Origin of the sequence: Desulfosarcina alkanivorans (assembly GCF_009688945.1) — a bacterium.
GTDB lineage: Bacteria > Desulfobacterota > Desulfobacteria > Desulfobacterales > Desulfosarcinaceae > Desulfosarcina > Desulfosarcina alkanivorans.
Genome location: NZ_AP021874.1, coordinates 5461468 through 5488101, shown reverse-complemented (window position 1 = coordinate 5488101; position 26634 = coordinate 5461468). Strand labels below are relative to the sequence as shown.

The following is a 26634-nucleotide window of genomic DNA, read 5'->3' as shown; positions in this document are numbered from 1 at the left end:
CCCACTAGACGTCAACGGCGAGGCTGCGCAGGCGGTTGATCGCACCGGCCAGTTCAAGCAGGCGGATCTCGGCAAAGAAAACCGGAGGCGCGGCGGGCGCCTGCAGGACATCCAGGCCTTCCCGTCGAACCAGGCGGACGACCTGCCGGGCCAGGGCGGAAGGGGAGCGCCCCGCTGCCGGCGGTTCCAGCCGCCGGGCAAGCAGCAGGGCATGGCCGAGGGTTAGCATCTGATCCGGATCGACGATTCCTTCAAGCGACCGGACATCGATCAGGTCCATCCCATACTCTAAAATTTCGCATTCCTGCCCCCGCAGCGCCTTGATACGGACCGGCACCGCCTTGTTCATGCGCCGGTTGAGGAACAGCGGATCGAAGTTGCCCGGCCGCAGTTTTCTCCGGTCCGAAATGTCCAGCGGGCCGGCCGGTGCCCATGATCGGGGAAGATCGAGCCCCCTGGCCCGGGCGGTCATGTCAACGGGCACAAAGTCACGCATGGCGATCACATGATCGGCCACCCCCAGATAATCGGAACTTCCGCCCGCAACGATCATGGTGCTTACCCCATGGTCCCGGTAAAGCTCGCGCACCCGGTCAAACAGGGGGGTGATCGGGTCGTCCGGGATCAGTTGCCGCATGTACCGGTCCCGCATCAGAAAATTGGTGGCCGAGGCGTCTTCATCGATGAGCAAAAGGTCCGCACCGGCGAGCATGCCCTCGACGATCGCGGCAGCCTGGGATGTGCTGCCGCTTGCATTGTTGGTGAAAAACCGCCGGGGATCCGCCTTGGCCGGCAGGGTGCCGATAAAGGCGGAGATGTCCAGCCCCTGAATGGACCGGCCCTCTTCGGCGCTGACCACGATGGCGTTTTGACTGGTCACCACCCGTTCTCTGCCGTCTCCGGCGACATGGGGGTACACCCCCCTGGCCACGGCGTGGAGAAGGGTTGACTTGCCGTGGAACCCTCCGCCGACCACCACGGTAACGCCTTCGCGGATGCCAAGGCCACGGATGTTGCCTGCGTTCGGAAAATCGAGAACTACGGCCGCCGCCTCCGGTGCGCAAAATGCGGTGCCGCCCTGGTCGTCCCGTATCGGCTTGTCCGACAGCCCCGAGTCCCTCGGCAGCATCGATCCGTCGGCAATAAAGGCAACCAGCCCCCGGCGACCCAGCCGATCCTGAACGTGCCGCATGTCCTCGACGAGTTCGCAGTGCCCCCTGAACCGCCGGGAATCGGACAGATCCGCCTTGACCGCTTGCGCGATATCGGCCAATTCCCCGAAAAACATCGCCTCGGCCTCACCGGCGAGCACCTTTTGGGACAGGGTGCCGGGAAGGCTGACCCGGAAAGCGATCGACAGCCCCGCTGGCGAAAAGGATACCGCATTCCTGGCAAGAATCTGCTGCGGCATTTCCGGACACTGGTAGGACCCGCTGCCGTCCGCCCCGCGGTGCTGCCTGGCAGACCGCGCTACGCCGCAGGCAAAGGACCGCAGCACATAGTCGGCGGCGGCGATCGACCGGGCCTCGTTGGAAATGGCCCACCCGGGAACGGGGAAACGGGATGCCGGCAAAAAGAGTTCACACACCGACGCCGGCATGGCACCGGGGCTGGCCTGGACGTGCCGGAAGCCGAGCGAATAGGCGTCGAAGACAATGCGGGTCTGGCGGAGACGCCGGTATATTCCATAGGCCCGGTTGTCCAGCTGCCGAAGTAGCGCCTTGAACTCGTTTGCGTTGAGCCTGTGGTCGGCGTCCATGCCGTCACCTCCGGATCCGTCGGGAATGCGCTGGGATGTCCTCACCCGGTCTGCCCTGCGGGATCAGTAACCGCGTCGTCCATCGATCACCCCCCGGACACCTCCCTTCGGGTTGTCGCTGTCTCCGTCGCGTCGCGGAATCAGGTGGATGTGGGCATGAAACACGGTCTGCCCCGCGGATCGGCCGATGTTCGTTCCGATGTTGAACCCGCTGACGCGGGGATCGGCCGTCCGGATCCGGTCGGCGAGCCTGCGAATCAGCGTTTCGCTGTCCCGCACCTCCCGTGCGCTCAGGGACAGCCAGTCTGGGGTATGCCGCAGGGGCACGATCAGCAGGTGCCCCTCGGTCACCGGGTAGCCGTCGTTAAAGGCGGCCACCGTGCCAACGGTCTCCAGGGCTTGTTCCGTCAGGATCCACCGGCAGAACAGGCATCCGGGATCGACGGCCCCCGGGGTTTCAGGCGATTGCTGCATCATTTCCTCCGCATGGATGGCCCGGCCCGAAAAGGGACGGTGCCGACGGAAAAAGGGATATCCATGTCTCCGCCGCCGGTTCAATTACCTGACGATCCTGAGAATCTCCTTGAAGGCGTCTCCCTCCGCCACCTCAAGGAGTTCGAACAATGCGGTTTCGACACTCGTCAAACCGGCGCCCGCAGCCTGCATTTTCTGCAGGCCGATGGCCTTGTTGCCGGGGTTCCTCGAAGACACCGCATCGGCGACCACCTGGACCGAATAGCCCATCTTCACCAGGCCGGCTGTGGTCTGGTACACGCAGATGTGGGTCTCGATGCCGGCAACCAGCACCTGCCTGCGGTCCAGCGTGTTCAATGCCTGAACAAACTGCTCGTTGCGGCAGCTGCTGAAGCTCATCTTGCTGATCGGTGCAGCGCCGGCCATCAGGTCGGCGACCTCGGGGATGGTCGGTCCCAGCCCCGCGGGATTCTGCTCCACCCAGAGAAGGGGCAGACCCAATACCCGGGCACCTTTGATCAGCTTTTGCAGGTTCTCGAAGAGCAGCTGCTTCTCGTGCACCAGATGGGCCAGTTTGCCTTGAACATCGATAATCAAAAGGAGGGTCGCGTCCTTTTTCAGCATGCGTTTTCTCCTTAACTAAAGTTTCTGCAGGTTCTATCGATATATACCCTGACAGCCATGTTCGACCATACCGTCACGACCATGACCACCAAGCACATTCGCGGAGCCCAAAAATGGCCACACCCAAGACGATACGATTATTCGACGAAATTTCGGTCCTGCACGAAATCATCCATGACAATTCCCAGATTCACAAATTGCGTGAATGCATCGATCCCTACAGTGTTCCCATAAAACGGCACGGGATTCTTCGCCGGGCGATGGCGCAATTGCATTATCGGCAGCACCCGATCGATCTGGCCAGCCTTGCACGGTACCTGGAAGACCACGCACTGCTGGATGAGATCGGCGGGAGCAGCTATCTGCAGTTCATCGCGGATTTCCCCAGCGCGACGTCGTTGAACTGACCCCGAAAAGGCCACCCGTCCGCCCCGGACTTGCCCCTTTTCATCCACCCTGCCGCGCAATCTCCCCGAGCAGGCGGCGATACAACCGGTAATGGGCCAGGGGCACGTTGCCGCGCGGCCGGTCATCTAGGCAGGGCAGGTAGCGGCCGCCGGCCAGCAGGCCGGGCACCGTTTGCGCCACCGCCTGCCGAACGGCGGCCTCTTCCCGGGTCAGGGCGGAGGCGTCGATGCCCCCGATCAGGGCCATGCCGGGTCCGAATTGGCGCCGAAGCCGGGAATATGCCATGCCGGCACTGCCGATATTGCTGATCCAGAGGCCGTTGATGCCGGCATCGACCAGCGCCGGCAGGAGCGGCGACAGGTTGCCGCCGGTGGTGCAGAGAATGCGCAGCCGGACACCATATCGGTCCAGCAGATCGATGACTTTGCGGTAGCCGGGTATGGCAAAGCGCGTGAACATCTCAGGAGAAATCACGGGCGCCGTGTTGGATGCAATCGGTTCGTAAAACGAGGCATAGTCGACCGCCACCCTGGAAAGCACCCGCTCCAGACAGACGCAGTAGAAATCGGTGATCCGGTCCAGCAGCCGATCCACCGCCCGCGGCCGCTGGATGAGCGCCCGGCAGGCCGATTTCAGCGAGTCCCAATCGCCGACCCCCAGCATCTGCAGCAGACCGCCTCCCGAGGCATCCACATAGGTGACCCGGCCCTGCCTGCGAAGGCGTTCGGTGCGTTTCACGAAGTCGCGGGCAAACCGCGATGGCTGGTCGGGGTGGTAGTGCCGGTCGAAAGCGGACGGGTCGCTCAGGATATCCGGTGCTTTCCGATAAAAAGGGAAGCTGCGCAGTTCCAGCCCGACGGCGTGGTGGGTTTCCAGGTGGAAATGGGCGGCAACGGATTGGTGACGGGGCAATCCCTCCCGGTGCCATCGCCGGAGGGTGGCCGCTTCGGGTTCCAGATCGAAAAACGGGAAGCGGTCCGTGGCGTCACCCGAAAGCGTGGCTATAAATCGTTGTCGCTGGGTCATCTTGCCCATGGTGTCACCGGTTAGAATCCGTCGGAGATGCTTCCTATCGGGAAGCGTTGATCAATACCGGGTCGTTTCTCGTCGGAGCGCCTTTTCGGTCCCTTTCGGATTGATGGGGCCATGGGTGGCCTGGAAAAGCTTTTTAAAAGGCCATCAGCAGTCGTCCCGGTCCGGCCGTGGTCTCATTTTCGGCACGCCCTTCATCGGTCAGCGAACCAGACGGCATATTCGCCTCAGTAGCGCAGAGGGCATCTCGAACAGGGTCGTGAACAGGTTTCGGTGTGCGCGTCTTCCGGGACGCTCCAGCTTGAAGTCGGATTGAAACCGGTGCCCGCAGGATGGACAGGCCATCAGCACGCCACCGATTTTTTCGGGAAAGCGCAGCTGCTGGCCGCATTTCGGGCACGTCTTTATCGTATGATCCGTCATGGTCGGGTTTGACTCCGCAAATCGGGTAGACATTCATCTTTATATAACCTACCTTGGAAATTGTCGAGTATTTCGAAAAGGATCGGGTCAGGGTTTGGCCGCGCCCCCCCCGGAAAACGACCCCGAAAGGCCGCATCAGCACGGAAAGGAGAATGCTCCCATGAAAATCGTGGAAGTCGGCCCCCGGGACGGGCTGCAGAACGAAACCGCCCGGATCCCCACGGAGGTAAAGATCGCCTACATCGATGCCCTCTCCGGGACCGGGGTGGGAGAAATCGAGGCGAGCGCCTTCGTCTCACCCCGCTGGGTCCCCCAGCTGGACGATGCGGCAGCGGTCTTCGCCGGCATCGCCCGCAGGAAAGGCATCGTCTATTCGGCCCTGGTCCCCAACGAACGGGGCCTGGCACGGGCCGTCGAGGCCCGGGTCGATAAAGTGGCCCTCTTCACAGCGGTGAGCGAGACCTTCAACCGGAAAAACATCAACACCTCCCTGGCCGGTTCGCTGAAACGGTTTGCACCGGTGGTGGCCGGCGCCCATCGTGAGCGGTTACCGGTACGGGGCTACGTCTCCACCGCCTTCTGGTGTGCCTTCGAAGGGCGCATCGCCCCCGAAGCGGTCCTTCGCGTCGTCGACGGACTCATGGACATGGGCGTGGACGAAGTGTCGATTTCCGACACCATCGGCAAGGCCGCCCCGGACGAAGTCCGGCGGCTGCTCGAGCTTCTGCTCCCCCGCCTGCCGGCTGCGCGCATCGCCATGCATTTCCACGACACCTATGGCCGTGGCGTGGCCAATGTGCTGGCGGCCTGGTCCTGCGGCATCGGCACCTTCGATGCCAGCGCGGGCGGGCTGGGAGGCTGCCCCTATGCGCCCGGGGCGTCGGGCAATGTGGCCACCGAGGATGTGGTCGCCGCCCTGGATGAAAGAGGGGCGGAGGTGGGCGTCGATCTCGAAAAGCTGTCCCGGGCGTCAGGGTTGCTGGCCCCCTACCTGGTCGACACCCGGCGTTCCATGCCCGATGCGGACGCCCACGCCTGCGCCGCCTGCCAGTTCTCCACCGGCGACGTCTGCTGTGAACGCTACCGGCGGCCGGCCTGAGGTCCCGATGGATCCGGCCACACCGGGCGAAAACAGGGTCAGCCGGCAATGGTGATCAGCTATCCCCTGACAAATGACCATGCGGAAAAAAGCCGGATCGGGTTGTCTTGCGAATTGAGACCCCCCGCCCATAAAAACGGCAAAGACAATACTGAGATCACTGAGCCCCGCGACCTGCCCTGTGTCCGTCCGGAAACGGGCACATTGGGTCGATATCTCCTGCTGAACCCCAGACGGGACGGGAACGCGCGCGCGGAATTTCACCGTCCCGCACAGATCACGGGATGTCCCGCAGGCATAGGGTTGATATTCCGAGGATTAAATTTTGGCCGCGATGCCGATATCGGGCCCAATTGGGCGATTATGGATGAGCACGGGCTTATATGCGCCCTGGCCGGTACTTATCTCCATGCGCCTACTGCTCCTTGGCCAGAATGGCTTTCAGCGATGCCGTCAGTTCCCCGCTGGCATCATCGGCCGGAATCAGGTCGATTTGCGACGCGGAGCGGACCCCGACGCCCAGTTCGGCCGCCCGCTGGATCTGGCCCAGGTCGAAGATGTCCGAGTCCATGATGACCCGGTTGCTGCCCAGATGCTTGAGCATGGCCACACCGGCGGCATCCGCGGCCACACGGTCCGTGGCCGCCATGACCACGTTGCCCCTGGCCCGTTTTCCCGTGGCCGGTCCGCCGTCGACGAAGGTGTCGATGCCGTCCATGACAATCAGGTCGGGCGAAAAGGGTGCGTTGATCTCGGCGATCATCTCCTGCTGAAAGGGTGAACCGTGCAGTTCCTGCATGTAGGCAAACCCGTTTCGAAAAGAGGTCACCACCCCCACATGCAGTTTTAGCGACAGGGTGATGACACCGCCGAACTGATGGGTCTTCAGGCATCCCGTGGACACCAGGCATTCCGCCTCGAGGATCGGCCGGGCGATGCGAAAACCATCCTTCCAGTGCGAATCGGCCGGGCGGCATTCAACCCAATCGGCTTCAGGCAGGTCATCGAAGTCGATCACCCGCACCTGGCGTTTCTCCAGAATCGGCATGATGCCTTTTTGTTCCATGACCAGGCGGGTGGGCGGATAACTGCGCTCCCCCAGACTGATGGAAGCGGCGCCCATCTCCCACAACCCGTCGATCAATGCGGCCAGCGTATCGTTGTGGGTGGAACCGGGCGCCGGATCGGCCGTGTTGAAATTGGGTTTGACCAGCACCGTCCTGTTCTTCACCGGGTTGTGGCCCAGGGCGGCAATCGCCCCCCTGACGCCTGCCCTTCGCTCTTCGACCTGCATCACCGACACCCGAGCCATGGCGACCTCCTTGTTTTTCTCTCTTTTCTTACCGTTTGAAAAGGTCTTCGAGTTCCCTGAGAATACTCTTCGGCGGGTTGCCGTTTCCGCCGATCATCTGCTGGATCTCCCGGGTCAGCCGGTTGCGCGACACGATTCGGGAGAGCACCAGAACGCATTTTTTCAGTCGCTCGGAGGCGGATGTCATCTCCAGCAGACCCTGTCGGTCGTCAGGCGAAAACCCTTTCCGGGCCGCGATGGCAAAGGCGAGCGGCTTCGGATCGATAGGGCCGCCGGGATGTGAAGAATCGACGCCGGTACCGGAATCGACCGTCTGCTTGAGCAGGTTCAGGGCGTTTTCGATAACGTTGTCCATGCCATCGTCGGCAGCCTCGTCCCCATCGTCGAAAAACACGACCCTCGCCTCCATGTAGGCCCGCTCTTCGATCAGTTCCCGGATGACAAACCGCTCCCCGCCCCGGACCAGGATATCCATGCGGCCGTCGTCGTAGCGCTTGACCACCTCGACGATCCGGGCCGTGCAGCCGGCCGTGCGGATGGCCTTACCGTCGAACAGCACGATCCCGAACGGCCGGTCTTCCGCCAGGCAGTCGGCGATCATCTGTCTGTAGCGCGCCTCGAAAATGTGAAGCGGCAGCAGCATGCCCGGCAGCAGAACCAGACCTAAAGGAAACATGGGAATCTTGTGGATTGCTGTCACACTGGCCTCCTTTGGTAATGCAGGTATTCTATCACATTAACCCAGATGCTGCGCCACTTTGTCAATCACAACGAGGCCGGGGCCCATAGCCTGATAGCACCCCGACGATTGAAGATGGGTATGATCGGTTGGATTGGTCCACCCCGAAATCCCCCAAGTCCTTCGAGCCAAAACCAGATTGGTGATTATAGTCTGTAAATCAATGAAAAATATCGATGACAAGTGAAAGCGTCATTCAACACGAGCGTTTCAACGCGCTTTATCGAAAAGGCGCTGCATCGTACTGCTGAAAGAAAGGAAGCAACCCATGCCACAAAGCAAAGAATACAATCGCCGCATCGTACTGGCACAGCGGCCACTGGGAGGCCCGGTGCCCGAGAATTTCCGGTTGGAAAAGGTGGCGGTGCCTGAACCGGCTGACGGCCAGGTGCTGCTGCGCACCGTGTATCTCTCCCTGGATCCGTATATGCGGGGCAGGATGAGCGATGCGCCATCCTATGCAGATCCGGTTAAGGTTGATGAAGTGATGGTGGGGGGAACGGTGTCTCGGGTTGAAGTGTCCCGGCACCCGGATTTCAAGACTGGAGAGTGGGTCCTGGCGTACAGCGGCTGGCAGGACTACGCGCTTTCCGATGGTACCGGCCTGACCCGATTGGGGGAGAACCCCCAAAAGGCCTCCCATGCATTGGGGATATTGGGCATGCCGGGGTTTACGGCCTACATGGGCCTGTTGGATATTGGCCAGCCCGAAGGGGGCGAAACCCTGGTCGTTGCCGCTGCCACCGGGCCGGTGGGTGCAACCGTAGGCCAGATCGGGAAGCTGAAAGGCTGCCGGGTTGTCGGCATCGCCGGGGGCAGTGAAAAATGCAACTACGCAAAAGAGGTCCTTGGTTTTGATCGGTGCCTGGATCACAAATCGGCGGATTTTGCCCAACAGCTTGGCAAGGCCTGCCCTAAGGGGATTGACGTCTATTTCGAGAGCGTCGGTGGCAAGGTGCTCGATGCGGTCCTGCCGCTGCTCAACACAAAAGCCAGGGTTCCGGTGTGCGGGCTGATTTCTCATTACAATGCCACGCAGCTTCCCGATGGACCGGACCGCCTGTCGCTTCTGATGCGCACCATTTTAGTCAAACGATTAAAATTTCAGGGATTCATTATCTTTGACGATTACGGCCACCGCTACGACGAATTCGCGAAAGACATGTCCCAATGGCTGAGCACCGGACAGATCAAGTACCGTGAGCACCTGGTTGACGGGCTGGAACATGCACCGGAAGCGTTTATCGGCATGCTGGACGGTCAGAATTTCGGAAAACTGGTGGTCCGCGTCAACAACGAACACTGATTTACAGCTTAAAAAAGGAAATCACCATGAAAATACTTATGGTTCTCACATCCCATGATAAACTTGGCGACACGGGACACAAAACCGGTTTCTGGTTAGAAGAATTCGCGGCCCCGTATTACGTTTTTAAGGACCGGAAAATCGACGTCACCCTGGCCTCTCCAAAGGGCGGGAAACCGCCACTGGACCCCAAAAGTGACGCGCCTGACTTTCAGACGGCGGCCACAGAGCGGTTTCGCAAAGACGAGGAATCTCAACGACAGCTCGCCAATACGCATTGCCTGGACGCGATCGATCCTGCGGACTTCGATGCCGTTTTCTATCCGGGAGGTCACGGACCGCTCTGGGATCTGGCCGAAGACAAGGATTCCATTTCGCTCCTGGAAGCGTTTTACCGACAAGGAAAGCCAATGGGGCTGGTCTGCCATGCGCCCGGCGTTCTGCGCCATACGAAACGGGAGGATGGCGCCCCGCTGGTGAAAGGCAAACGCGTGACCGGCTTCAGCAACAGCGAAGAAGAAGCCGTTCAACTGACCGAGGTCGTCCCTTTTTTGCTCGAAGATATGCTCACGTCCAGCCAGGGCTTATACAGCAAGGGCGCTGACTGGGAGAGTCATATCGAGGTTGACGGCAATCTCTTGACGGGCCAGAACCCTGCATCATCAGAAGCCGTTGCGGATGAACTGCTAAATCAACTTCTCAAAGAGCAGGGGTAGGTGAAGGAAACTCCGCTAAACGGCAAGCACCGGTTCGAATGGCCCCCGGAATCGATGTGATCGCCACATTACCTGAACCTTGATCATTTTACCCGCGGTAACGGCTCAGGTAATGTGAACGCCCCCGGGAACGTCATCCGGCCCGGGATCGCACCGGGTCGATGGCAGGGCTCAACGGCCCGTTCAACCCATCTGCAACGCGGCGACAACCTCGTCTGCGGAACAGACCTGGCCAAGATTGGGCAGGATGTGGGTCACGCTGAAATCATGCAATTCCTGGTTCATGCTGGAGCAGCAATCCTCCACAATGATGACCCGGTATTCATCGTCGGAGGCATGCCGTGCGGTTGCCTCGACCACGTAGTTGGTGGCCACGCCGGTCATCACCAGCGTATCGATGCCGGCGTCATCCAGGATCTGTTTGAGGTTCGTATTCTGAAAGGAGTTGACGCGGTTCTTTTCTACGACAGGTTCTCCCTCAACGGGAGTAAACGCCTCGTGGATATCGCCGCCCCACGAATTGAGGTCACAGGCCTTGAGCGCCTTTACCGCGCCGAGAATCGGCGTATGGTTGTTTTGGGTTTCCGCATCGAAATCACGCATCCCGAATTTGACATGCACCACCTTCAGCCCGGTCTCCCTCGCTTTTTTTAACACCTTGCCGATGTTTCCGAAAATATCTCTCTCTTCCGCGTGAGCCGGTGTTCCGAAATCCTTGTACTTCCCGTCTTTGTGAATGATGTCGTTCTGCACATCCATGACCAGCAGGGCTGTTTTTGATCTGTCGACGGTAATCATCCGCGCTTCCTCCTTCTCTTTAATGGTACATGGCTGTATTCGTTTACATGCGAGCCCTTGATATCACGGGTCAAGAGCGAGTTCACCCCAATGGCGGAATCAAAAGGACGCCCTGATTTTTTGGATAAATGCCGGTGTGGTACCGCAGCAGCCGCCCACGATTTCGACGCCGAGCGCTTTAATTTTTTTTATGTTCTCGGCAAAAAGGATCTCATCCTCGGGATAGAATGCAGTGCCATCGGGCCGGGTTTGGGGCATGCCCGCGTTGGGCTGGACGATGACGGGAATGTCGACACTCTCTCTGATCTGCCCGGCCAGACCGATCATACTTTCACTTCCCAATGAACAATTCGCGCCCACTGCGGCCGCACCGGCATCCCGAAGTTGCTTCATGCTCGCCTCAACCGGGTTGCCCATCAACGTAAAAAAACCCTTTGGGGCCTGATTGAACGTGAGAGAACAAAAAACCGGCTTTGAAGAGACCGCCTGCACCGCCTCCAGTGCGACGATGGCTTCGTTAAGGTCAAAGATGGTTTCAATAAGAAACAGGTCCACACCGGCCGCCTCGATAATTCCGGCATGGTGGACATAAATGTCTTTGGCCTTTTCTGCCGTCATGCGGCCCATGGGAGAAAACATTTCTCCCACGTGCCCCAGATCCCCGGCCACGTATTGTCCCGGTTTCGATGCTGCCCTGGCGTGCTTGACCGCTTCGGTGTTAATGGTTTCGATACTTTCTTTGATGCCCATCTTTTCCAGTTTAAGAGACGAGGCGCCAAATGTATTGGCGGTCGCCACGTCCGCCCCTGCATCAAAATAGGCCTGGTGGATCTCCCGTATCACCTCGGGGCGGTCGACATTCCATTTTTCGGCGCAATCGCCCCCCTTGAGCCCCCTGGCGATCAGCATGGATCCCATGCCGCCATCCAGAAGAATCCCTTCTTGTTTTACTTTTTCAATAATCTCCATGTGATTACACCTTTTTTAGACTTTTGGGGACGTTGTTCACTAATTGTACTTATCGATGTCACCGCAGAATCTGAGTGATATATGAAAGGATCAATCTCAATTGTTATTGTACAATTTGTAAACAACGTTATATATTGAAATAAATGTATATTATACCTTCAAGAGTATCATTTTTTGCAGTGCCCAATTCCCAGGAAGCGTTCCCTTTTCGGTTTCGACCATATCCCAAGAAGCACCGTAATTTGAATTTTCTTGAACACCTTACAAACTTGCCAGCCCTGCCACCAGCCGATCCACTTCCCCGTGCGAATTGTAATGAACCAGGCTGATGCGGATAATGCCATCGTCCGTGTCCTCGATACCCAGTGCCTCGATGCAGCGCAGGGCATAGAAATGTCCGTTGCGCACGGCAAGATTCTTTTCCACCAGGCGTTTGACCACCTCGCGGCAAGGCATCCCCTCCAGCGTAAACGCAATGGTCGCGGCCCGCGCCCCTTCCACGGCCCGGTCCTGGCCCATGATCCGGGCACCGGGAAGGGCACGTATCGCCTCCAGCACCCGATTGGCCAGGAGGGTCTCGTGCCGGGCAAACAAATCGAAGACCCGGGCGGCCCGGGCGTGAAAGCCGGGCAACAGGTCATTGAAATGGTGATCGTAAACGGCATCGATATATGCCTCGATGCCGGCCAACGCCCCGATCTGGGCGTGCAGCGGACCGGCCGGGTTGAATTTGTAATGCGGCAGGTCCCGGTTGAAATAGTGACCCTGGGGGTCGAGTGTGTCGAGAACCGCTGGCCGGCCCCACATGACCCCGATGTGCGTTCCGAAGGTCTTGTAGGTGCTGAACAGGTATAGATCCAGGCCACTCCTGTGGACGTCCAGCACCCGGTGGGGCGCAAAGGAGACCCCGTCGCCGATGGCCAGCGCCCCGGCGTCGTGGGCGATGTCGCTGATGGCCGTAAAATCGTGCATGGTCCCCACGATGTTGGAGCAGAGGGTGAAACAGACCAGCCGGGTCCGCTTGCCCACAAGGGCCTTGAGATCCTCGATGTCCAGCTCGCCGGTCTGCGGATCGATCCGCCACTCCCTGACCACCGCGCCGAACTCGGCCAGCCGCCGCCAGCACCCGATGTTGGCCTCATGGTCCTGGTTGGTGACGATGATCTCGTCGCCGGGCTCCAGCAGGGGCCGGACCGCCTGGGCCAGGACGTAGAAATTCATGGTGGTGGAGGGTCCCAGGGTCAGCTCGTCCGGGTGGCAGTCGAGCAGCCCGGCCATGGCCCGGTAGCCGGCCTCCATGGCCTCGCCGGCCTTGATGGACGCCTCGAAGGGGCCGTAGGGCTGGACCTTGGTGAACCGGAAAAAGTCGTGCAGCCGGTCGACCACCTGGCGGGGGACATAGGAGCCGCCGGCGTTTTCGAACATGGCCCAGCGGGCGGTGTCGGGGTTGGAAAAAACCGGGTACTGGGCACGGATAAAATCGGTGTCTAAATTCATTTTATCTCCTTAAACCACCGAATACGCGGACGGCACGGAAGAAAAGAGCATAAAAAACTTTCCGTGTATCCTGTGTGTTCCGTGGTTTCACGCTCGGATTGTTCTCAAACGGTTGCGGGATTAAGAGATATATCCCGCATCTGTTTTTATTCAATCCGCCGTCATGAGTCAATAAGGGAATCGAGGGGCAATCCCTGTTTCAAATTCCACGTATCGCCACCGGGTAGGTCTTATGCAGGGCGTTCGCGAAAACCATCACTCCAAATCACCTGGAAACGTCAACGCGTCAATATCACTACGTGCATTGTCGATGATTGCTTTGGAAAACAGTTTGAGTTCGGATGAAAGGGTCTTCGCCTCTTGTTTCCGGCAGCACCTATTTATCCTGTTTTGTTCATTTGCTTAATATTCTGTTTTCTGCTATGCGAAGATGGTTTTTTTCGGATGCCGGATGGCAATCCGGTTTGATCAGCTTTTTTGGATGGATGATCATCGATGGTAGACATCAGTCGGATACCGGCCACCGAACCGGTGCGGATCATCATCGGCGCCGGCGAACAGCGCTGGCCCGGATGGATTGCCACCCACAGGAAAAACCTGGACCTGCTGCGGCCCGAAGACTGGGCGGCCAGCTTCGGCCACCGCCCGGCGGATGCCTTTTTGTGCGAGCATGTATGGGAGCACCTGACCGAAGCCGAGGGACGGGCGGCCGCCCGATTGTGCTACCGCTGGCTCAAGCCGGGCGGCTATCTGCGCTGCGCGGTGCCCGATGCCAATTTCCCGGATGCGGCTTACCAGCGCACGGCCCGGATCGGCGGGCCGGGCCCCAAAAACCACCCGGCGGCAGGTCATCGAATCGTTTATGACTATCGACGCTTTGCAGATGTATTCGAACAGGCGGGCTTTGCCGTTGATCTGCTGGAGTATTGCGACGAACAGGGCCGCTTTCATTATCATCAGTGGTCGCCGGACCAGGGCCCGGTGTACCGGTCCCTGCGCCTGGATCACCGCAACCGGGACGGGAGATTGGGCTTCGTGTCCCTGATCGTCGATGCCCGCAAGCCCGCCTGACAGGTGCCGTACCGATTGGCAAACACAAGGGTCAGCAAACGGGATGCCGGCCCGATATCAAACTTGATTCTCCCGTAAAAAAATCGCATTCCCGGCGGGTTCTTTAACAAGCCGAAATCACCCGATAGACGCCAGACGGGACAGGAAGGCTTGCGGGCCGCCAAAGCGAGCTTGTGCGAGCGAACAGTCATGTTCCATCCCGGAAAATGAGGCGTACTGACGCTACGCCTGAGTAACGAGGGATGAAGCAACGCAGATTTCGGCGTTTTTTCGGATCCGTCAAACTTAAGACACGTTTAACCCATTTTTCAAAGGAGGCACAACCCATGGCCCAGATGACCGAACGAATGCAGGAATTGTTCAACACGGTCCGCACCGCGATTCTTTCCACCGCCACTGCAGACGGTTCACCGAACGCCGTACCGGTGGGCGCCAAAAAAATCATTGACGCGGAAACCATTCTCATCTCCGACCAGTTCTTCAACAAAACCCTGGCCAACATGAAGGCCAATCCCCGGGTGGCGGTCACCTTCTGGGAGGGACATGAAGGCTATCAGCTCAAAGGCAGCGTCACCATCGAAACCAGCGGCCAGCGCTATGAGGAAACGGCCCGGTGGATCCAGGAAATGAGCGAGAAGGCGGGATTTCCCCTCAAGTCAAAGGGAGCGGTCATTCTTCACATCGAAGAGATCTTCGGCGTTTCCCCGGGTCCGGGCGCCGGCAAGAAATTGGTATAATACCAATTCGCCATCCACTTATAACCACGAAGGACACTGAAGAATAAGGCGTATCAACTTTTTTAAAACACGGAAAAAGAGAAAAAAGTTCGGTGTGTCCAGTGTCTTCCGTGGTTTCTCATCTTCTTGCATGATCCGCTGGTTTTCACTGCAGACGGCATAACCACCGCGGGCCGCATCTCTTTTTTCTCGACCAGCCGCTCTTTCCGTTTCTTCCGTGGTTTAAAATCTTTTCCCTCCCGACGATCAGTGCACCATCAAAAAGGCATAGCGGTCCATCGTCTGATCGTAGTCGGTGCGCACGTTGATTTCGAATCCGAATTGGCGCACGGTTGCATACACGTCCACGGCCATGGCCTCGGGAGCGGGGCGGGCCATGCGGGGCTGTTCGCAGGTTTCGCGGCGGCCGGTGCAGGTTTTACAGAAGCTGCAGGAGTCCATGAACAGCTGGAAGGCACGGTGGTACCCGGCCAGGAAAACAGCGCGCTCCAGCTTGACCAGCCCGGCGTTGATCCTGGCGGACCAGGCGTGGCGGTCCTCGGGGTGATCCATCCGGCCCTGGAAGTGCAGGATGACGGCGTCGGTATATTCCCTGAAGAAGCGTTCGCATTCGGCCACGGACGGGGTGTTGGGCGGGCATGCGCCGCCGTGGCCGTATTCTCCGCAGCCGTACATGCATTTCATTCGCACCCACTGGGCCACAATAATCTTTTGGGGATCGATCCACCGGTAATCGGTGTAGCCGCGGGTGTGGAGGATGCCGTCAACTTGCTTGCGCTGATCCGTGCTGATTGCCATGGGGCCTCCCGGGATTCCGTGTTCTGAGTTCAGGGTTCGGGGTTCGGGTCAAGCAGTTCGGAGCCCAGCGCCGTCGCCGGCCGGGGGGCGGCTGGAATGGAGAAAAATGGGCACCGAATACTGAAATCATCTTGTTCGCCAGCCGCTACCATGGCGCCGGGAACCATCTCAGGTTAAATGCCGTCGCGCATGTCGTCGATCCAGAACGGCATGAAGCGGTCCACGAAACGAAAACGGCCTTCCAGGGTGCGGTAAAGGATCCCTTTCTTGACCAGGGAATCCAGCGACGCCTTGATGGATGACGAGGGGCCGATACCGTGGCGCATCTGGAAATCCTTGGAAAAAGGCAGCGCCTCCGGGTCGCCGGCCAGGGCGAAAAGCAATGCCTTTTGCGCCTGGGTGGCCGTTTGCCAGAGCATCTCATAATGGGGTGAATCCTGGCGGGCGATGATCACCGGCAGGCGGTTGATCAAGGCCGCATCGACGATTTTGGATTCGAGCGCGGATTCCCACATGGCATGGCAAAGCCGCTGGATGTTGTAGGGCACGTCTTCACCGATGTCGAACAGGCGCTGGATGTCGTCGCCGGCGACCTGGTAAGCGCCCTTCTCGAGCCACCCCAGAATAAACCGATGGTAGGCCTGCCGCCTGATCGGCCCCAGCTTCATGATCCGGCCCATTTTGTAGAAGGCGCGCGTGCTGTCCTGGACCATGGCCAGCATGACCGACTGTTCGGACCCTGAAAAAATGTAACCGATGCGGTCGTGCTTCTGGATTTCCGAGCGCATGGCTTTTTCAACCGTCAGCCCGTTGTACCTGGCGATATCCGAGAATTCATCCATGATCACGACCAGCCGTTTCTTTTTCCGGGCGGCCAGGTCCTGCGCATGGGCCAGGCCTTCGACGAGGGCCGCCAGGGCATCCGTTTCACCGTCGGCCAGCTCCAGCCCCGCACTCACATTGCCGTCGCGGTCCAGGCTCAGCCTGGGGCGCAGCCGTTGAAACCCGGAAAAGAGCTTCAGCAGCCGGTCGGTGTTGGACTCCAGCGCCCGGGTGATCCTGACGGTCAATGCGCCGGCAAAGCTGCGCAGGTCGGGAAAGGCGTTCAGGTCGATCACCGCACAGGCGACACCGGCGTCGGCCAGGTTTCCGGTCAGCTGATGCAGCAGACAGGTTTTACCGAACCGACGCGGTGAAACCAGAAAAACGCGATTGTTGTTTTCCATCTCGCGCAGCAGGGTGTTGAGTTCCTGACTGCGGTCGGCAAAGTAAGGCCCGCTGACGATGCCGCCGTACTGGAAGGGGTTTTTCATGTCGGCGCCTTTCGATACGTTATTAACGATTCGTAATTTACGAATCGTTAATAACGTATTATGGACGTCGCAGGTTGTCAATTCGCGATTCAGTACCTGCCGACCGTCAGGCCGTCGTCGATCAGGTCCAGCACGCGCTGCTTCTCTTCCGGAAACTGATAGCCTTCGTAGCTGTGGGTGAACAGGAGGTGGCCTCGGGGGTTTTTCCAGTAGTTGCCGGCATGATCGAAGCAGACCCGGCCGGTGACCGACAATTCCTGCATGGTCAGGCGCAATTCCTTCAGCTGCTCCCCGGGGGTCAGCATCTCGAAGGCACCCTCCTCCATTTCGCGGGCCAGGGGGGTGCCGGGCCAGGGGCGAAGCGGGCGGGACCGGATGTAGTGCGGATCGATCTCGCTGAGCACGCGGGCCGTGTTTCTGGCATGCTGTTCCCACAGGGCCTTGCCGCCCAGACCGGGCATCCAGTATTCCGAGAGCTGGAAGCCCGCCGCCAGGGCCTTTTGGCCGCCCTTGATATGGACCTCGGCGGTGGCGCCCTTGCGAATCTTTTCCAGCACCGTGTCATCTCCGCTTTCCAGGCCCACGTGCAGCCGGTCCAGGCCGGCCCGGCGAATGGCCTTGAGGTCATCGAGGGATTTTTGCACCAGGGTCTTGGAGCGCGCGTAGGTGGTGACCCGTTCGATGGAGGGAAAGGTGCGGCGCAGATACCCCAGCACCGCCACCAGCTGGTCGGTTTTCATGATCAGGCTGTTGGCATCCTGCAGGAACACGGTTTTACCGCCGGCCAGCAGCCAGTGGTAAAGCATGGCAAACCCCTGGTGGTGGTTCAATTGGGGGTGTTGGCCGATCAGGGTGACGGCGGCATGCCGGCCGATCTCCCCTCCTTGTCCGGCCTGCTGCGAAAGCGAGGCGAGATCATCGCGCAGGGCCGCCATGGCATCGATGTCCCCTTTGATGTCGGCAACCGATCGCACCTGGAAGCGCTCGGTTTTATACATGCCGCAAAAGGTGCAGTGGTTCCAGGGGCAGTTGCGTGTCAAACGTACCAGCAGGGAGTTGCTGCCCCCCTCGCTGGGCGGCCGGTAAACTCCGGTCTCAAAGTCGTATTTTTGTGCAGCGGATCGTGTCATTTTTTTTACCCACCATTCACGGTTCACCGTTTCCGGGTTACACCCCCGGCAGCATTTTCTGATGATAACCACGGGAAACACGGATTACACGGATTAAACATTCAAAAACCTTTCCGTGTATTCAGTGTGTTCCGTGGCGGAATCGTTTTTTGCCTTGGCAGTAACCGTTCACCCCTCACTGTTCACTTTTCACCGCCCCCCACGATAGCGGATCAAATTCATGGCCATCATGGTGGCCACGACGTCGCGACCCTGGTTGAGCATCTCGCAGAAGGAAAACAGCACGCCCCGGTCGGGTTTACTGCGGGAAGGCGTCACCCGGTCCACGGTGATGCGCAGGGTGAGCGTATCACCGGGACGCACCGGTTTGAGCCAGCGCAGTTGGTCCACCCCCGGGCTTCCCAGGCTGGCCGGGCCCGGCAGGTAGTGTTCCACAAACAGCCGCATGAACAGGCTGCAGGTGTGCCAGCCGCTGGCGATGAGGCCGCCGTAGACCGTCTTCCCGGCTTCGATCGGATCGGTGTGAAACAGCTGGGGGTCGAACTGCCTGGCGAACCGGATGATCTCCGCCTCGGAGACGGACACCGGCCCGAACTCATGGACGGCGCCTTCGACATAGTCTTCCAGGTATCGCTCCTGCGGTGCGGTGCTGAAACGGCTTTCGGTCATTTCTATTTCTCCTATCGTGGTCCTGCGGGGCAGACGGTTCATCTGAAAAACCAATCGGTCTGTTTTCTTATTAAGCACCAAAGGGGGTGTCAACAAATATCAATTAAGCAATGCAGGTATTGAGGGTAGAGGCTCGGGCTCTCAGTTCTCGGTTCACCGCATCACCGCTCCGATTAACCCAAAAAGGCAGAGCCCCGTTAGAGGCTCTGCCTTTTTACAACCGCCTTGGCCGGCGGATTTTAACCCTGTTGCCTTGCTCTCGAAGCTCTGCCGCCAAACTAACCCATTACGTCGATGCCCAGGTCACAACCCAGGTGCTTGTCGGGATTCTCACACTGGAAATTGGCTTCACGGGTATCCACATGTCCTTCGCTTTTATCGTCAAAGTAGTCCTGAGTATTATTTTCGGCCATGATATCACCTATGTGTTTTTAATGTCTGTTGACGTTGGATGACCCTTGTCATCCGTTTCCGTTCGTACTGAAAGTAAAGTACAACATTGCCGGTGATATGCAATGTGAGCCGCCTGGCTGCATGGTGACAGGTAAAAGCTACCATTCGCCTGCGAATCCCGGCTTGAGGTTTAAAAGGAAATCACTTAAGATTTCTCTTGAAAGCGTCTGAATCAGGCTGTCGGCGAAAGCGATGGACCGCTTGACAGCATATACGTCACCATTACAGGGAGGATGCCGTGGAACTTAATACCGTAGCGATCGACAACCCCGAGCAGCTCAATTTCATCCTGGGGCAGTCCCATTTCATCAAAACCGTCGAGGATCTTTACGAAGCCATGGTGAACACCGTACCGGGCGCCAAATTCGGGCTGGCGTTTTGCGAAGCCTCCGACGTCTGTCTGGTCCGTCATACCGGCACGGACGACGAACTGACCGCCCTGGCCCGGGAAAACGCGATGCGTCTGGGGGCGGGACACAGTTTCATCATTTTCATGCGCGACATGTTTCCCGTCAACATCCTCAATACGATCAAGACCGTACCGGAGGTTTGCCGCATCTTCTGCGCCACGGCCAACCCGGTGGAGGTCGTCGTCGCGGAAACGGAACTGGGTCGCGGCATCATGGGGGTGATCGACGGGTTTGCGTCCAAGGGCATCGAAGGAGAAGATGACATTGCCAAGCGCAAATCCTTCCTGAGAACCATCGGCTACAAGCAGTGACCTGAGCCCGGAAGATGCCGAGATTGCCAATGACCTCACCGACCATTGCCATCGACCCCGAACGCTACGAAAGCCTTCGCCGGCATTGTGACCGCAATGGCATCCGATTTGCCGATTTTGTGGCCGATGCCCTGGAAAATGCGCTTGAAGAGGAAGAGATACTTCAAAAGGCGGAAAAGGTGGAGCGATTGATCCAGCAGATGGATCGCCTGCGCCTGACATCGTTTCGCCGCGGGTTCCGGCAGGGGTTTGCCGCCGGCGTTCTGGCGGGACAGGGCCGCGTCGGGTTGTCGCGAACGCTCACCCCCGCCGAGGTCACCCACAAAAACGAAGCCTTTAAAATCGTTACCGGCGGGCAGCTGAGCCTTTTCGAGTGACACCGGCAGATCCCGGTCCGCCTGTGAACCGGGGCCTGACCATCAGAGGCTGGGGTGCCTCAGCACGGGCGGCGCATCGATCGTGCCGGCACCGGCCCGAAATGATCAAGGCCGGTGCCGGCGGTTGGAGCTGCACGTCTCTCATTCCGGAATGAACCGGTGATCGGCGCGACCGATCAATTTTCCAGACCGTCGTAGATGGCGTTGCCCACGATCCGGAAAGCGTTCTCCGGGTGCCCGCGGAAGGTGGCATCGATGCCGATCAGGGTCACGTCCCGTGTGTCGGTGGTCTGGTGAACGATCACCGGCTGGCCGTTGGCGCCGCTGGTCTTCCACTCCGGCCAGAAACCGGAAAGCAGAAGATTCTCGCCAGGATCGAGCGTGGCGGCCACCTTGACCCCCTCCCCCAGGTCGCTGAACCAACCCGGATAGTAGACAAAGGCGTATCCGTCTGCACGGAATCCGGCAGCCACCGAATCGTCCGGATCGTAGTCCACATTGACGATGGCATTGCCGGAGACATAGTCATAGGCAACGTCGGCAATCCCGGCGTCAATGGCAAATTGAATGGGCCTGCCGCGGTAGGAAAGCCCGATGTAGTCGCCACCGGCATCGAACCAAGCCGTCATAGCAGCCTGTCCCTCCGGGCTTAACCGGGTCCATCGCAGGCTGTCGTTGATGAAAAGGTCATAGCCGCTGATCATACCGGCATCCAGATCTTCCTCGGAAACCAAATCATAGGCGAAACCCAAGCGGTCCAGGCAGTTCCTGATGCCGCCATCACCGTATACGGCAATCCGCCGCTGTTGCAGTCGGGTCAGGTCTTCAGGCATTTTCTTGAGGGTCAACACGTCCAGCCCGTATTCTCTTGCCAACTGGCGGGCCTTCCATTTGCCCGCCTTCATGATGACGGCGCCGGCACCGATCATCTCGCCGCCATCCTCAAAGGCCGCTTCTGCGCGGTACAGGGTGGCACCTTGTGCCAGCAGGTCGTTGGTGGCCTGGAAGGCGGCCAGGCTGGTGGGCAGAAAGGCAATGGCGCCGGCCTTACCCCGCTCGACAGACCCCTTGACCGCCTTCGCCTTTTTGATCTTCCTGGTTCGGATGGGGATCGGGTCCTCCATCACCGCCCGATAGGCCCCCCACAGATAGGGGTGGCTCCAGACCGAGGGCGGCGAATAAAAATAGAGGCCCTCGATGTAGGACAGGTCGAGGCCGGGGTCCAGGATGGTGTTGGCCATGCCGCGCTTGGGCTGATCCATCCAGACGACGTAAGTGCCTTTGGGATATTTCTCGCCTTTCAACCAGAAACTTCGCTGGGCCGCCTCCACCTGGACATCGTTGAACAGCAGGAAGTCAACCAGGCGTGCCGCCTGATGCGTGCTGGGTTGGTATGGCGGACCGGCGGGGATCACATAGGCCGCCGGAAACTCCTGGATGGTCAGTTCGTTGTACTGATCCCAGGGGGTCTCCTCCAGCAAGTAATCGGGAATCAACATCTGGGGCAGGTCCAATGCACCGCGCCGGAAGACTTCGATCTGGTCTGCGACCATCTCTTTTTTGTTGGCGACCGTGTAGTTGAGGGCGCCCCAGACCACCGCGTAGTCAGCGTCTACACCGTGGATCGCTTCCGACCAGGTCTCGATGGTGTGGCCGTAGGCGCCGTGGTAGATCGGGTACATGGCCGCGTAGATCGGCGGCCAGTCATCCCAGCCGAGGTCCCAGTCGCGGTAGGGGATGCGGGCGGTGTCGTAGGGATAGTAGAGATTGTCGAGCTCTTTTTGCAAGAGCAGTTCGGCCTCCATGGCCAGGGCCAGTTCCCAGGACCAGGTCAGGTAGAGGTCGTATTCATAGTTGGGGTTGTGCGGCGGGGTGCAGGGTTCGATCAGCATGGGCTGGACATCGTCGTGCAGATCCAGGAAGACCATGGGATTCCACTCGGTAATCACGCTCACCGTGGCCCGGGTTTCCGGCTGGCTCTGAGTGATCATATCCCGGTTGATGTCGATGTCGTTGGCATTCCTGCGGGTGCCCATTACCCGTCCGTCGGGATTCTGCACCACGTTGAACAATAAAATGGTATTGTCGAGGATGGCCTGGACCTCTTCGGAATCGTCGTAGGCCAGGGTTTCGATCAACCGCATGCATGCGTCGGTACCAGGATACTCATCGCCGTGAATGCTGCAGTTGATGAACACCGGGACGTTGAAATCGTCGTACTCCTCGATCAGGGCCAGGGCCTTTTCGGGATCCCTGATCATCAACTTGCGCAGGTCCTTGTGGCGCCCCTTGTCCTTGTGCCTTTTTCTCTTTTTATCCATCGGGTCGGTAACCGTGGCCAGGAACAGGTTGCGGCCGCCGGCCGACTGGCCGATGACCTCGACCCTGACCCGGTCGCTGGTCCGTTGAATTTCACACAGGCGCGGTGCGATATCCGAATAGAGTATCGAATCATATGACTCGGAGGGAACCTCCTCTTCCGGATCGACAAAACACCAGTCGGGGGTTTTGTCCTGGTGGTTGTGTTTGGCCATGGCCGTGGCAGGCATGGCCAGCAGGGTAATGGCCAGCAGACAGCAGAATAAAAATGGCCGCTTGAATTTAAAAACGTTCATCGTCATGCTCCTCCTTTTCCGCGGGTCACCTTAGTGTGCAAGGCAGACAGGCCGATTCAAAAACGAATGGCAATTCCCCAGTCACTGTTGCATGATGCCTTGTTCACCTCCTTTCCAACCGCTCTTATCTATACATCCATGCGATGATCTCCTGCGCACCCGAAATGTCCGCGGCGCAGGGTATTACGGGCGTAGAAGGCTATGGGCGATACCCGACTGCCGATAAAACGTTTCGGCGCCCGGGTGGACCGGCGCAACCATACCCTCAGCCATCGCCGCTCTTGTCATCACCACCGCCGCCGGTTGCCTTTTTTTAACTTCATCAACACGGTTGAACACCTCCCGGATAAGGGTATGGACAATCTTGTCAGGGACCCGGGCCGCGGTTACCAGCCCAGCTTTGACGCCGATGGTGTCAACATCGGATGTATTCGCAAAATACGGAAAGTGCTTCAGTCGGATGATCGACTTTTCATAGAACGGATCCGCTTCCGTCATTTCGTCGATGCCCGAACCGGAGACGGGAACCAGGCGCACGGCCTCAGCCGTCGAGACCAATTCCCAAAAGGCCCTGTTCGTGGTTCCCATCAGATAAAAAAAAGCGTCGATTGAAGCATCCATCATCAGTCCGGGTGCTTCTTCGGCCGCAGCACCGGTCGCCCTTATCCCACGATGGGGGTCAATTCCGGCCGCCTTGAGAATATCCATGACGGTATCACGCAGGTCGGAGCGCACACCGCCGGTGAACACACGCCGGCCCTCGAGGTCTTTGATCGTCCGGATGCCCGATCCAGCCAGGGTAATCAGCGCAACCTGTTCCGCTTGAACGGTGAAGACACTGCGCAGCTCGCTCTGGGGCCGCCCTTCCCATCCCACCAGGCCGTTGCAGGCCTGGAATATCCGCCGCCCGTGGACCACGCCAAAGTCGAGGTCACCGGAAATGACGGCATTGATGACGGAAATCGATTCGCGTCTCGATTTCACCGTGACACGGAACCCATGAATGGTGCGTGTCTGATTGACCGATGTTGCTATGGTGCCGGCAGTCGGGAAATAGGGGTCGGAAATACCCTTGCCGCCCATGGTTACATGGGTGGATTCAGCGTTAGCCGGCAGCACAGGCAGGCCGGCAAGAACAGCCAGGCACGTGATAAACAGCCGTTTGATCATTAACGTGATTCGCATCGCACTGTTTTCCTCGACAGGCGAAAATGTTTTCGGAACATTATGTAGGGAAAATGGAAAAGGGGCGAGATTAGGCTCAGATTTGATTTGCGTCCGGTTATCAATGCCGCGGGTAGAAACGACTTGGACAGTCCGGAGCGGTCAGGTGCAATTCGGGATACGGGGGGGGAACGAATCAAAACTGAGCAACTGATGATTATTAGTTCAGGTCAGACGGGGTTGTCAAGGCAGGTTCAAAACCCGGCGCCCGCCCGCTCACGATCACCTTTTTATGCCCCACCCTTTGGTGGGCGCCCCCGGGTGAGAAATTTAACGGTGAGTTAAGGATACCGGCGGTGGCACCTGGGCCAGGGAAAAGGTTGCCCGCCGGCTGTGGAAAAGCCCGGCAAGGGAGCGAATCAGTCCTCGATAAAATCCGGCCCGGTGACGGTTGCGCTCAGCCCGATGCGCGACACCTGTCTGGAAATGGACTCGGCGGTTTCCCGGTCAACCCGCCGGACAACCAGCATCGTGCCCTGTCTTTCGATTTGGGCCGCAACCGGGGTCACCGCGATATTTTTCCCGGCAAGCACCTGCGCATGGCGAATGGCCGCTTCGTGATTCTGAAAGGAACCGACATAGATGGCAAGCTTGCCGGCTTCCGGCAGGACAAAGGCATCGGCCACTTGTTTAACCGCTTCCAGGCGTGCGTAGGCCGCTTCAGGAAAGTACACGCCCTCCAGCAGTCGCGTGAACCTCACGGTGCCGGTTCCCGGAGTCTGCCGGGCCTCCAACCCACGGTTGTGCAGCATCTCGCTGACCTGTTCCACCAACCGCTCATTGGTGCAGGGACCGATCGCTATCGAAAAAAGGGTATCGCGGTCGGCTGAAGAAGTTGTTGCCGCCTCTTCCTGCATGGCGAAAGGGTCTTTTTCAGTGGCTGCATCGGGCCGGTCGGAAGGCGTTGTGTCAATGGCGGTAAAGGCTTGCGACCGGGGCTGGAAGGGCGTCGATTGCGCCGCATCGGGAAAACCGATGGCCTGGGACAGTCGGCTGAGTTCGGCAGCCGTGTCCGGATCTCCCGGATGCTCAACGACCTGCAGTGACCCGCCCAGATTCAAAATGCGATAAGCCGTAAGGATTTCACGGACAATGACGGAAACCAGTTGACGGGCAGACTGGAAGTATTCTTTCTCGGCATTCAACACATCGAGAAGACTTCGCCGCGACACGCTGTATTGCTGCAGGTAGGCATCGAAGGTCTTTTCGCTCGAGGCCACCGCTTCCCGGTAGGCCGTCTTCTGGCTTTTCAGGGAAAGGTATTCGGCCCAGGCGGCAGCGGTCGATTCTTTCAATTCAATCAGCCTGTCATCCCGGGTCGAGCGGCGTTGATACTTCCTCGACAGGGCCGCGTTGGCCGCTTCCCGGTCCTGCCCCCCGTTAAACAGGTTCCACCGCAGAACCAGCATGGCATCGTTGGTGTGCTGCCAGGAGGGATCCCCATCCAGCTGATCGTAGTATCGGCTGCTCAACTCGACATTGAGTTTGGGTTTGTATGCGGAGCGGGCCAGGCCCACTCTTGCTTCGGCCTCCTTGAGACTGGCGTTAATGGCCAGCAGCCCTGGATTTTTCTCTTCCGTCCACGTCAATGCCTCCTTCAGGGAAATCGGCATCGTATCCGGTACATCGGCAAATGCCACCGTTCCCGGTTTCGTGCCCGTCACGCGCTCATAGTTGGCCACAGCACTGTCGAGATCGCCCTTGCTGATGATCAGGATTGACCGGGCGCGCGCCAGACGGGCCCGGGTCTGGGTAACATCGGCAATGTTCCCGGTCCCCGCCCGCTCGATCTCGGAAAGCCCCCGGTAAATGTCCTGGTGAACCTCGAGATCATTTTCTGCAAGGGCGACCAGCTCCCGCTGCAGGTAAACCTCGAGGTGAGCATTGATCGCATCCAGAGCAATGGACTGGGTGGATTCAAGAACGTCGAAATCGGCTGAATCCAGCAGTGCCTTCTGGATGGAAACCTGATGGCGGGTTTCTCCCCCGTCCCACACATTCTGGGTCAACCGGAGCGAGGCGTCTCCCCGGGAATCCCAATCGCTGTCGGAGGGATCGGCCTCGGGCAGCCGGGTAACGCTGTCACTGTGCTGCTCCAGGCCATAACCGAGCATGAGATCAACGGAAGGGCGATACCGTGCCCGGGCTTTTTTAAGGTCGTACTCGGCCGCATCATGGTAATGGGCCACTGCCTGCAGCTGCGGGCTGAATTTGAGCGCCTGCTCAACCGACTGGAATAGCGTTGTCACCCGAGCGGATGCAATTGACGGAACAGGCGCAATCCAACAGGAAAAAAAAGTCAGGAAGAATATAAGTTTTGCTACTGTCATGGCAAGGCCTATCACAACCAGACAAAATACGATCTATTCG

General features: G+C 58.9%; 26 protein-coding genes. 8 read left to right on the top strand and 18 right to left on the bottom strand.

What is annotated here, in order from left to right; all coding sequences use genetic code 11:
* Positions 1-4: 4 nt before the first annotated feature.
* The 3 genes from DSCA_RS23945 to DSCA_RS23935 form a co-directional block, all read right to left on the bottom strand.
* Positions 5-1759, bottom strand: a complete 1755-nt coding sequence (locus DSCA_RS23945) for a P-loop domain-containing protein (RefSeq protein WP_155318846.1) — start codon at positions 1757-1759, stop codon at positions 5-7.
* 63 nt (positions 1760-1822) lie between these two features.
* Complete coding sequence (locus tag DSCA_RS23940; protein WP_197904657.1) at positions 1823-2236, bottom strand: HIT family protein; 414 nt, start codon at positions 2234-2236, stop codon at positions 1823-1825.
* Positions 2237-2317: 81 nt separating this feature from the next.
* On the bottom strand, positions 2318-2857 hold the full coding sequence (locus tag DSCA_RS23935; RefSeq protein ID WP_155318845.1) for a hydrolase: 540 nt from the start codon (positions 2855-2857) through the stop codon (positions 2318-2320).
* 113 nt (positions 2858-2970) lie between these two features.
* Here DSCA_RS23935 and DSCA_RS23930 point away from each other — a divergent pair, with 113 nt between their 5' ends.
* Entirely contained in the window at positions 2971-3264 is a 294-nt protein-coding gene (locus DSCA_RS23930; protein ID WP_155318844.1) for a DnaB-like helicase N-terminal domain-containing protein, read from the top strand.
* A gap of 40 nt (positions 3265-3304) precedes the next feature.
* Here DSCA_RS23930 and DSCA_RS23925 read toward each other — a convergent pair whose 3' ends face one another.
* Both DSCA_RS23925 and DSCA_RS23920 read right to left on the bottom strand, forming a co-directional pair.
* A complete protein-coding gene (locus DSCA_RS23925) occupies positions 3305-4300 on the bottom strand; it encodes a uroporphyrinogen decarboxylase family protein (protein WP_155318843.1) in 996 nt (331 codons plus the stop codon).
* 198 nt (positions 4301-4498) lie between these two features.
* Positions 4499-4720, bottom strand: coding sequence for a hypothetical protein (locus DSCA_RS23920; RefSeq protein WP_155318842.1), 222 nt, complete (start codon positions 4718-4720; stop codon positions 4499-4501).
* A 160-nt stretch (positions 4721-4880) separates the two neighbouring features.
* Between DSCA_RS23920 and DSCA_RS23915 the strand changes: the two genes are divergently transcribed.
* Positions 4881-5819, top strand: coding sequence for a hydroxymethylglutaryl-CoA lyase (locus DSCA_RS23915; RefSeq protein WP_155318841.1), 939 nt, complete (start codon positions 4881-4883; stop codon positions 5817-5819).
* Between the two features lie 415 nt (positions 5820-6234).
* Here DSCA_RS23915 and DSCA_RS23910 read toward each other — a convergent pair whose 3' ends face one another.
* Complete coding sequence (locus DSCA_RS23910) at positions 6235-7131, bottom strand: DUF362 domain-containing protein (RefSeq protein ID WP_155318840.1); 897 nt, start codon at positions 7129-7131, stop codon at positions 6235-6237.
* A gap of 28 nt (positions 7132-7159) precedes the next feature.
* A complete protein-coding gene (locus DSCA_RS23905; protein ID WP_155318839.1) occupies positions 7160-7831 on the bottom strand; it encodes an LON peptidase substrate-binding domain-containing protein in 672 nt (223 codons plus the stop codon).
* Positions 7832-8138: 307 nt separating this feature from the next.
* Here DSCA_RS23905 and DSCA_RS23900 point away from each other — a divergent pair, with 307 nt between their 5' ends.
* Positions 8139-9176 carry an NADP-dependent oxidoreductase gene (locus DSCA_RS23900; RefSeq protein WP_155318838.1) on the top strand — a complete coding sequence of 346 codons (1038 nt, stop codon included), beginning with the start codon at positions 8139-8141 and terminating at the stop codon, positions 9174-9176.
* A 26-nt stretch (positions 9177-9202) separates the two neighbouring features.
* Positions 9203-9892, top strand: a complete 690-nt coding sequence (locus tag DSCA_RS23895; RefSeq protein WP_155318837.1) for a type 1 glutamine amidotransferase domain-containing protein — start codon at positions 9203-9205, stop codon at positions 9890-9892.
* A 183-nt stretch (positions 9893-10075) separates the two neighbouring features.
* Here the strand turns inward: DSCA_RS23895 and DSCA_RS23890 are convergent, their stop codons facing one another.
* The 3 genes from DSCA_RS23890 to DSCA_RS23880 all read right to left on the bottom strand — a co-directional run bounded on the left by DSCA_RS23890 (position 10076) and on the right by DSCA_RS23880 (position 13156).
* Positions 10076-10690 carry a cysteine hydrolase family protein gene (locus DSCA_RS23890; RefSeq protein ID WP_155318836.1) on the bottom strand — a complete coding sequence of 205 codons (615 nt, stop codon included), beginning with the start codon at positions 10688-10690 and terminating at the stop codon, positions 10076-10078.
* Positions 10691-10789: 99 nt separating this feature from the next.
* Positions 10790-11659: a homocysteine S-methyltransferase family protein gene (locus tag DSCA_RS23885; RefSeq protein WP_155318835.1), complete on the bottom strand. Its 870-nt coding sequence runs from the start codon at positions 11657-11659 to the stop codon at positions 10790-10792.
* A gap of 261 nt (positions 11660-11920) precedes the next feature.
* The gene (locus tag DSCA_RS23880; protein WP_155318834.1) at positions 11921-13156 is read right to left on the bottom strand and encodes an aminotransferase class V-fold PLP-dependent enzyme; all 1236 of its coding nucleotides are present in this window, start codon (positions 13154-13156) and stop codon (positions 11921-11923) included.
* 495 nt (positions 13157-13651) lie between these two features.
* Here DSCA_RS23880 and DSCA_RS23875 point away from each other — a divergent pair, with 495 nt between their 5' ends.
* Together DSCA_RS23875 and DSCA_RS23870 are read left to right on the top strand one after the other, a co-directional pair.
* Complete coding sequence (locus DSCA_RS23875; RefSeq protein WP_155318833.1) at positions 13652-14227, top strand: class I SAM-dependent methyltransferase; 576 nt, start codon at positions 13652-13654, stop codon at positions 14225-14227.
* 326 nt (positions 14228-14553) lie between these two features.
* The gene (locus DSCA_RS23870) at positions 14554-14964 is read left to right on the top strand and encodes a pyridoxamine 5'-phosphate oxidase family protein (RefSeq protein WP_155318832.1); all 411 of its coding nucleotides are present in this window, start codon (positions 14554-14556) and stop codon (positions 14962-14964) included.
* Positions 14965-15210: 246 nt separating this feature from the next.
* Here DSCA_RS23870 and DSCA_RS23865 read toward each other — a convergent pair whose 3' ends face one another.
* The 5 genes from DSCA_RS23865 to DSCA_RS33010 all read right to left on the bottom strand — a co-directional run bounded on the left by DSCA_RS23865 (position 15211) and on the right by DSCA_RS33010 (position 19287).
* Positions 15211-15762 carry a DUF2284 domain-containing protein gene (locus DSCA_RS23865; protein ID WP_155318831.1) on the bottom strand — a complete coding sequence of 184 codons (552 nt, stop codon included), beginning with the start codon at positions 15760-15762 and terminating at the stop codon, positions 15211-15213.
* A gap of 173 nt (positions 15763-15935) precedes the next feature.
* Positions 15936-17075: an AAA family ATPase gene (locus tag DSCA_RS23860; protein WP_155318830.1), complete on the bottom strand. Its 1140-nt coding sequence runs from the start codon at positions 17073-17075 to the stop codon at positions 15936-15938.
* An 89-nt stretch (positions 17076-17164) separates the two neighbouring features.
* Positions 17165-18205: a radical SAM protein gene (locus DSCA_RS23855; protein ID WP_155318829.1), complete on the bottom strand. Its 1041-nt coding sequence runs from the start codon at positions 18203-18205 to the stop codon at positions 17165-17167.
* 189 nt (positions 18206-18394) lie between these two features.
* A complete protein-coding gene (locus DSCA_RS23850; RefSeq protein WP_155318828.1) occupies positions 18395-18874 on the bottom strand; it encodes a MaoC family dehydratase in 480 nt (159 codons plus the stop codon).
* Between the two features lie 278 nt (positions 18875-19152).
* Positions 19153-19287, bottom strand: a complete 135-nt coding sequence (locus DSCA_RS33010) for a hypothetical protein (protein ID WP_269434613.1) — start codon at positions 19285-19287, stop codon at positions 19153-19155.
* A gap of 278 nt (positions 19288-19565) precedes the next feature.
* On the opposite strand from DSCA_RS33010, the gene DSCA_RS23845 reads away from it, so the two are divergent.
* Positions 19566-20048, top strand: coding sequence for an adenosine-specific kinase (locus tag DSCA_RS23845; protein ID WP_155318827.1), 483 nt, complete (start codon positions 19566-19568; stop codon positions 20046-20048).
* 29 nt (positions 20049-20077) lie between these two features.
* Positions 20078-20425 carry a hypothetical protein gene (locus DSCA_RS23840; protein WP_155318826.1) on the top strand — a complete coding sequence of 116 codons (348 nt, stop codon included), beginning with the start codon at positions 20078-20080 and terminating at the stop codon, positions 20423-20425.
* A 176-nt stretch (positions 20426-20601) separates the two neighbouring features.
* On the opposite strand, the gene DSCA_RS23835 is transcribed toward DSCA_RS23840, so the two are convergent.
* The 3 genes from DSCA_RS23835 to DSCA_RS23825 all read right to left on the bottom strand — a co-directional run bounded on the left by DSCA_RS23835 (position 20602) and on the right by DSCA_RS23825 (position 26513).
* Positions 20602-23040 (bottom strand): M14 family zinc carboxypeptidase, encoded by a 2439-nt coding sequence (locus DSCA_RS23835; protein ID WP_167527935.1) that lies wholly within the window; start codon positions 23038-23040, stop codon positions 20602-20604.
* 183 nt (positions 23041-23223) lie between these two features.
* Positions 23224-24225: a TAXI family TRAP transporter solute-binding subunit gene (locus DSCA_RS23830; protein ID WP_155318824.1), complete on the bottom strand. Its 1002-nt coding sequence runs from the start codon at positions 24223-24225 to the stop codon at positions 23224-23226.
* Positions 24226-24623: 398 nt separating this feature from the next.
* Positions 24624-26513 (bottom strand): TolC family outer membrane protein, encoded by a 1890-nt coding sequence (locus tag DSCA_RS23825; RefSeq protein ID WP_167527934.1) that lies wholly within the window; start codon positions 26511-26513, stop codon positions 24624-24626.
* Between the last annotated feature and the right edge of the window lie 121 nt (positions 26514-26634).

Bases quoted from the DNA above. Each gene is read 5' to 3' on its own strand.
- DSCA_RS23945 (WP_155318846.1), bottom strand. From the start codon at position 1,759: ATGGACGCCGACCACAGGCTCAACGCAAACGAGTTCAAGGCGCTACTT.
- DSCA_RS23940 (WP_197904657.1), bottom strand. From the start codon at position 2,236: ATGATGCAGCAATCGCCTGAAACCCCGGGGGCCGTCGATCCCGGATGC.
- DSCA_RS23935 (WP_155318845.1), bottom strand. From the start codon at position 2,857: ATGCTGAAAAAGGACGCGACCCTCCTTTTGATTATCGATGTTCAAGGC.
- DSCA_RS23930 (WP_155318844.1), top strand. From the start codon at position 2,971: ATGGCCACACCCAAGACGATACGATTATTCGACGAAATTTCGGTCCTG.
- DSCA_RS23925 (WP_155318843.1), bottom strand. From the start codon at position 4,300: ATGGGCAAGATGACCCAGCGACAACGATTTATAGCCACGCTTTCGGGT.
- DSCA_RS23920 (WP_155318842.1), bottom strand. From the start codon at position 4,720: ATGACGGATCATACGATAAAGACGTGCCCGAAATGCGGCCAGCAGCTG.
- DSCA_RS23915 (WP_155318841.1), top strand. From the start codon at position 4,881: ATGAAAATCGTGGAAGTCGGCCCCCGGGACGGGCTGCAGAACGAAACC.
- DSCA_RS23910 (WP_155318840.1), bottom strand. From the start codon at position 7,131: ATGGCTCGGGTGTCGGTGATGCAGGTCGAAGAGCGAAGGGCAGGCGTC.
- DSCA_RS23900 (WP_155318838.1), top strand. From the start codon at position 8,139: ATGCCACAAAGCAAAGAATACAATCGCCGCATCGTACTGGCACAGCGG.
- DSCA_RS23895 (WP_155318837.1), top strand. From the start codon at position 9,203: ATGAAAATACTTATGGTTCTCACATCCCATGATAAACTTGGCGACACG.
- DSCA_RS23890 (WP_155318836.1), bottom strand. From the start codon at position 10,690: ATGATTACCGTCGACAGATCAAAAACAGCCCTGCTGGTCATGGATGTG.
- DSCA_RS23885 (WP_155318835.1), bottom strand. From the start codon at position 11,659: ATGGAGATTATTGAAAAAGTAAAACAAGAAGGGATTCTTCTGGATGGC.
- DSCA_RS23880 (WP_155318834.1), bottom strand. From the start codon at position 13,156: ATGAATTTAGACACCGATTTTATCCGTGCCCAGTACCCGGTTTTTTCC.
- DSCA_RS23875 (WP_155318833.1), top strand. From the start codon at position 13,652: ATGGTAGACATCAGTCGGATACCGGCCACCGAACCGGTGCGGATCATC.
- DSCA_RS23870 (WP_155318832.1), top strand. From the start codon at position 14,554: ATGGCCCAGATGACCGAACGAATGCAGGAATTGTTCAACACGGTCCGC.
- DSCA_RS23865 (WP_155318831.1), bottom strand. From the start codon at position 15,762: ATGGCAATCAGCACGGATCAGCGCAAGCAAGTTGACGGCATCCTCCAC.
- DSCA_RS23860 (WP_155318830.1), bottom strand. From the start codon at position 17,075: ATGAAAAACCCCTTCCAGTACGGCGGCATCGTCAGCGGGCCTTACTTT.
- DSCA_RS23855 (WP_155318829.1), bottom strand. From the start codon at position 18,205: ATGACACGATCCGCTGCACAAAAATACGACTTTGAGACCGGAGTTTAC.
- DSCA_RS23850 (WP_155318828.1), bottom strand. From the start codon at position 18,874: ATGACCGAAAGCCGTTTCAGCACCGCACCGCAGGAGCGATACCTGGAA.
- DSCA_RS33010 (WP_269434613.1), bottom strand. From the start codon at position 19,287: ATGGCCGAAAATAATACTCAGGACTACTTTGACGATAAAAGCGAAGGA.
- DSCA_RS23840 (WP_155318826.1), top strand. From the start codon at position 20,078: ATGACCTCACCGACCATTGCCATCGACCCCGAACGCTACGAAAGCCTT.
- DSCA_RS23835 (WP_167527935.1), bottom strand. From the start codon at position 23,040: ATGAACGTTTTTAAATTCAAGCGGCCATTTTTATTCTGCTGTCTGCTG.
- DSCA_RS23830 (WP_155318824.1), bottom strand. From the start codon at position 24,225: ATGCGAATCACGTTAATGATCAAACGGCTGTTTATCACGTGCCTGGCT.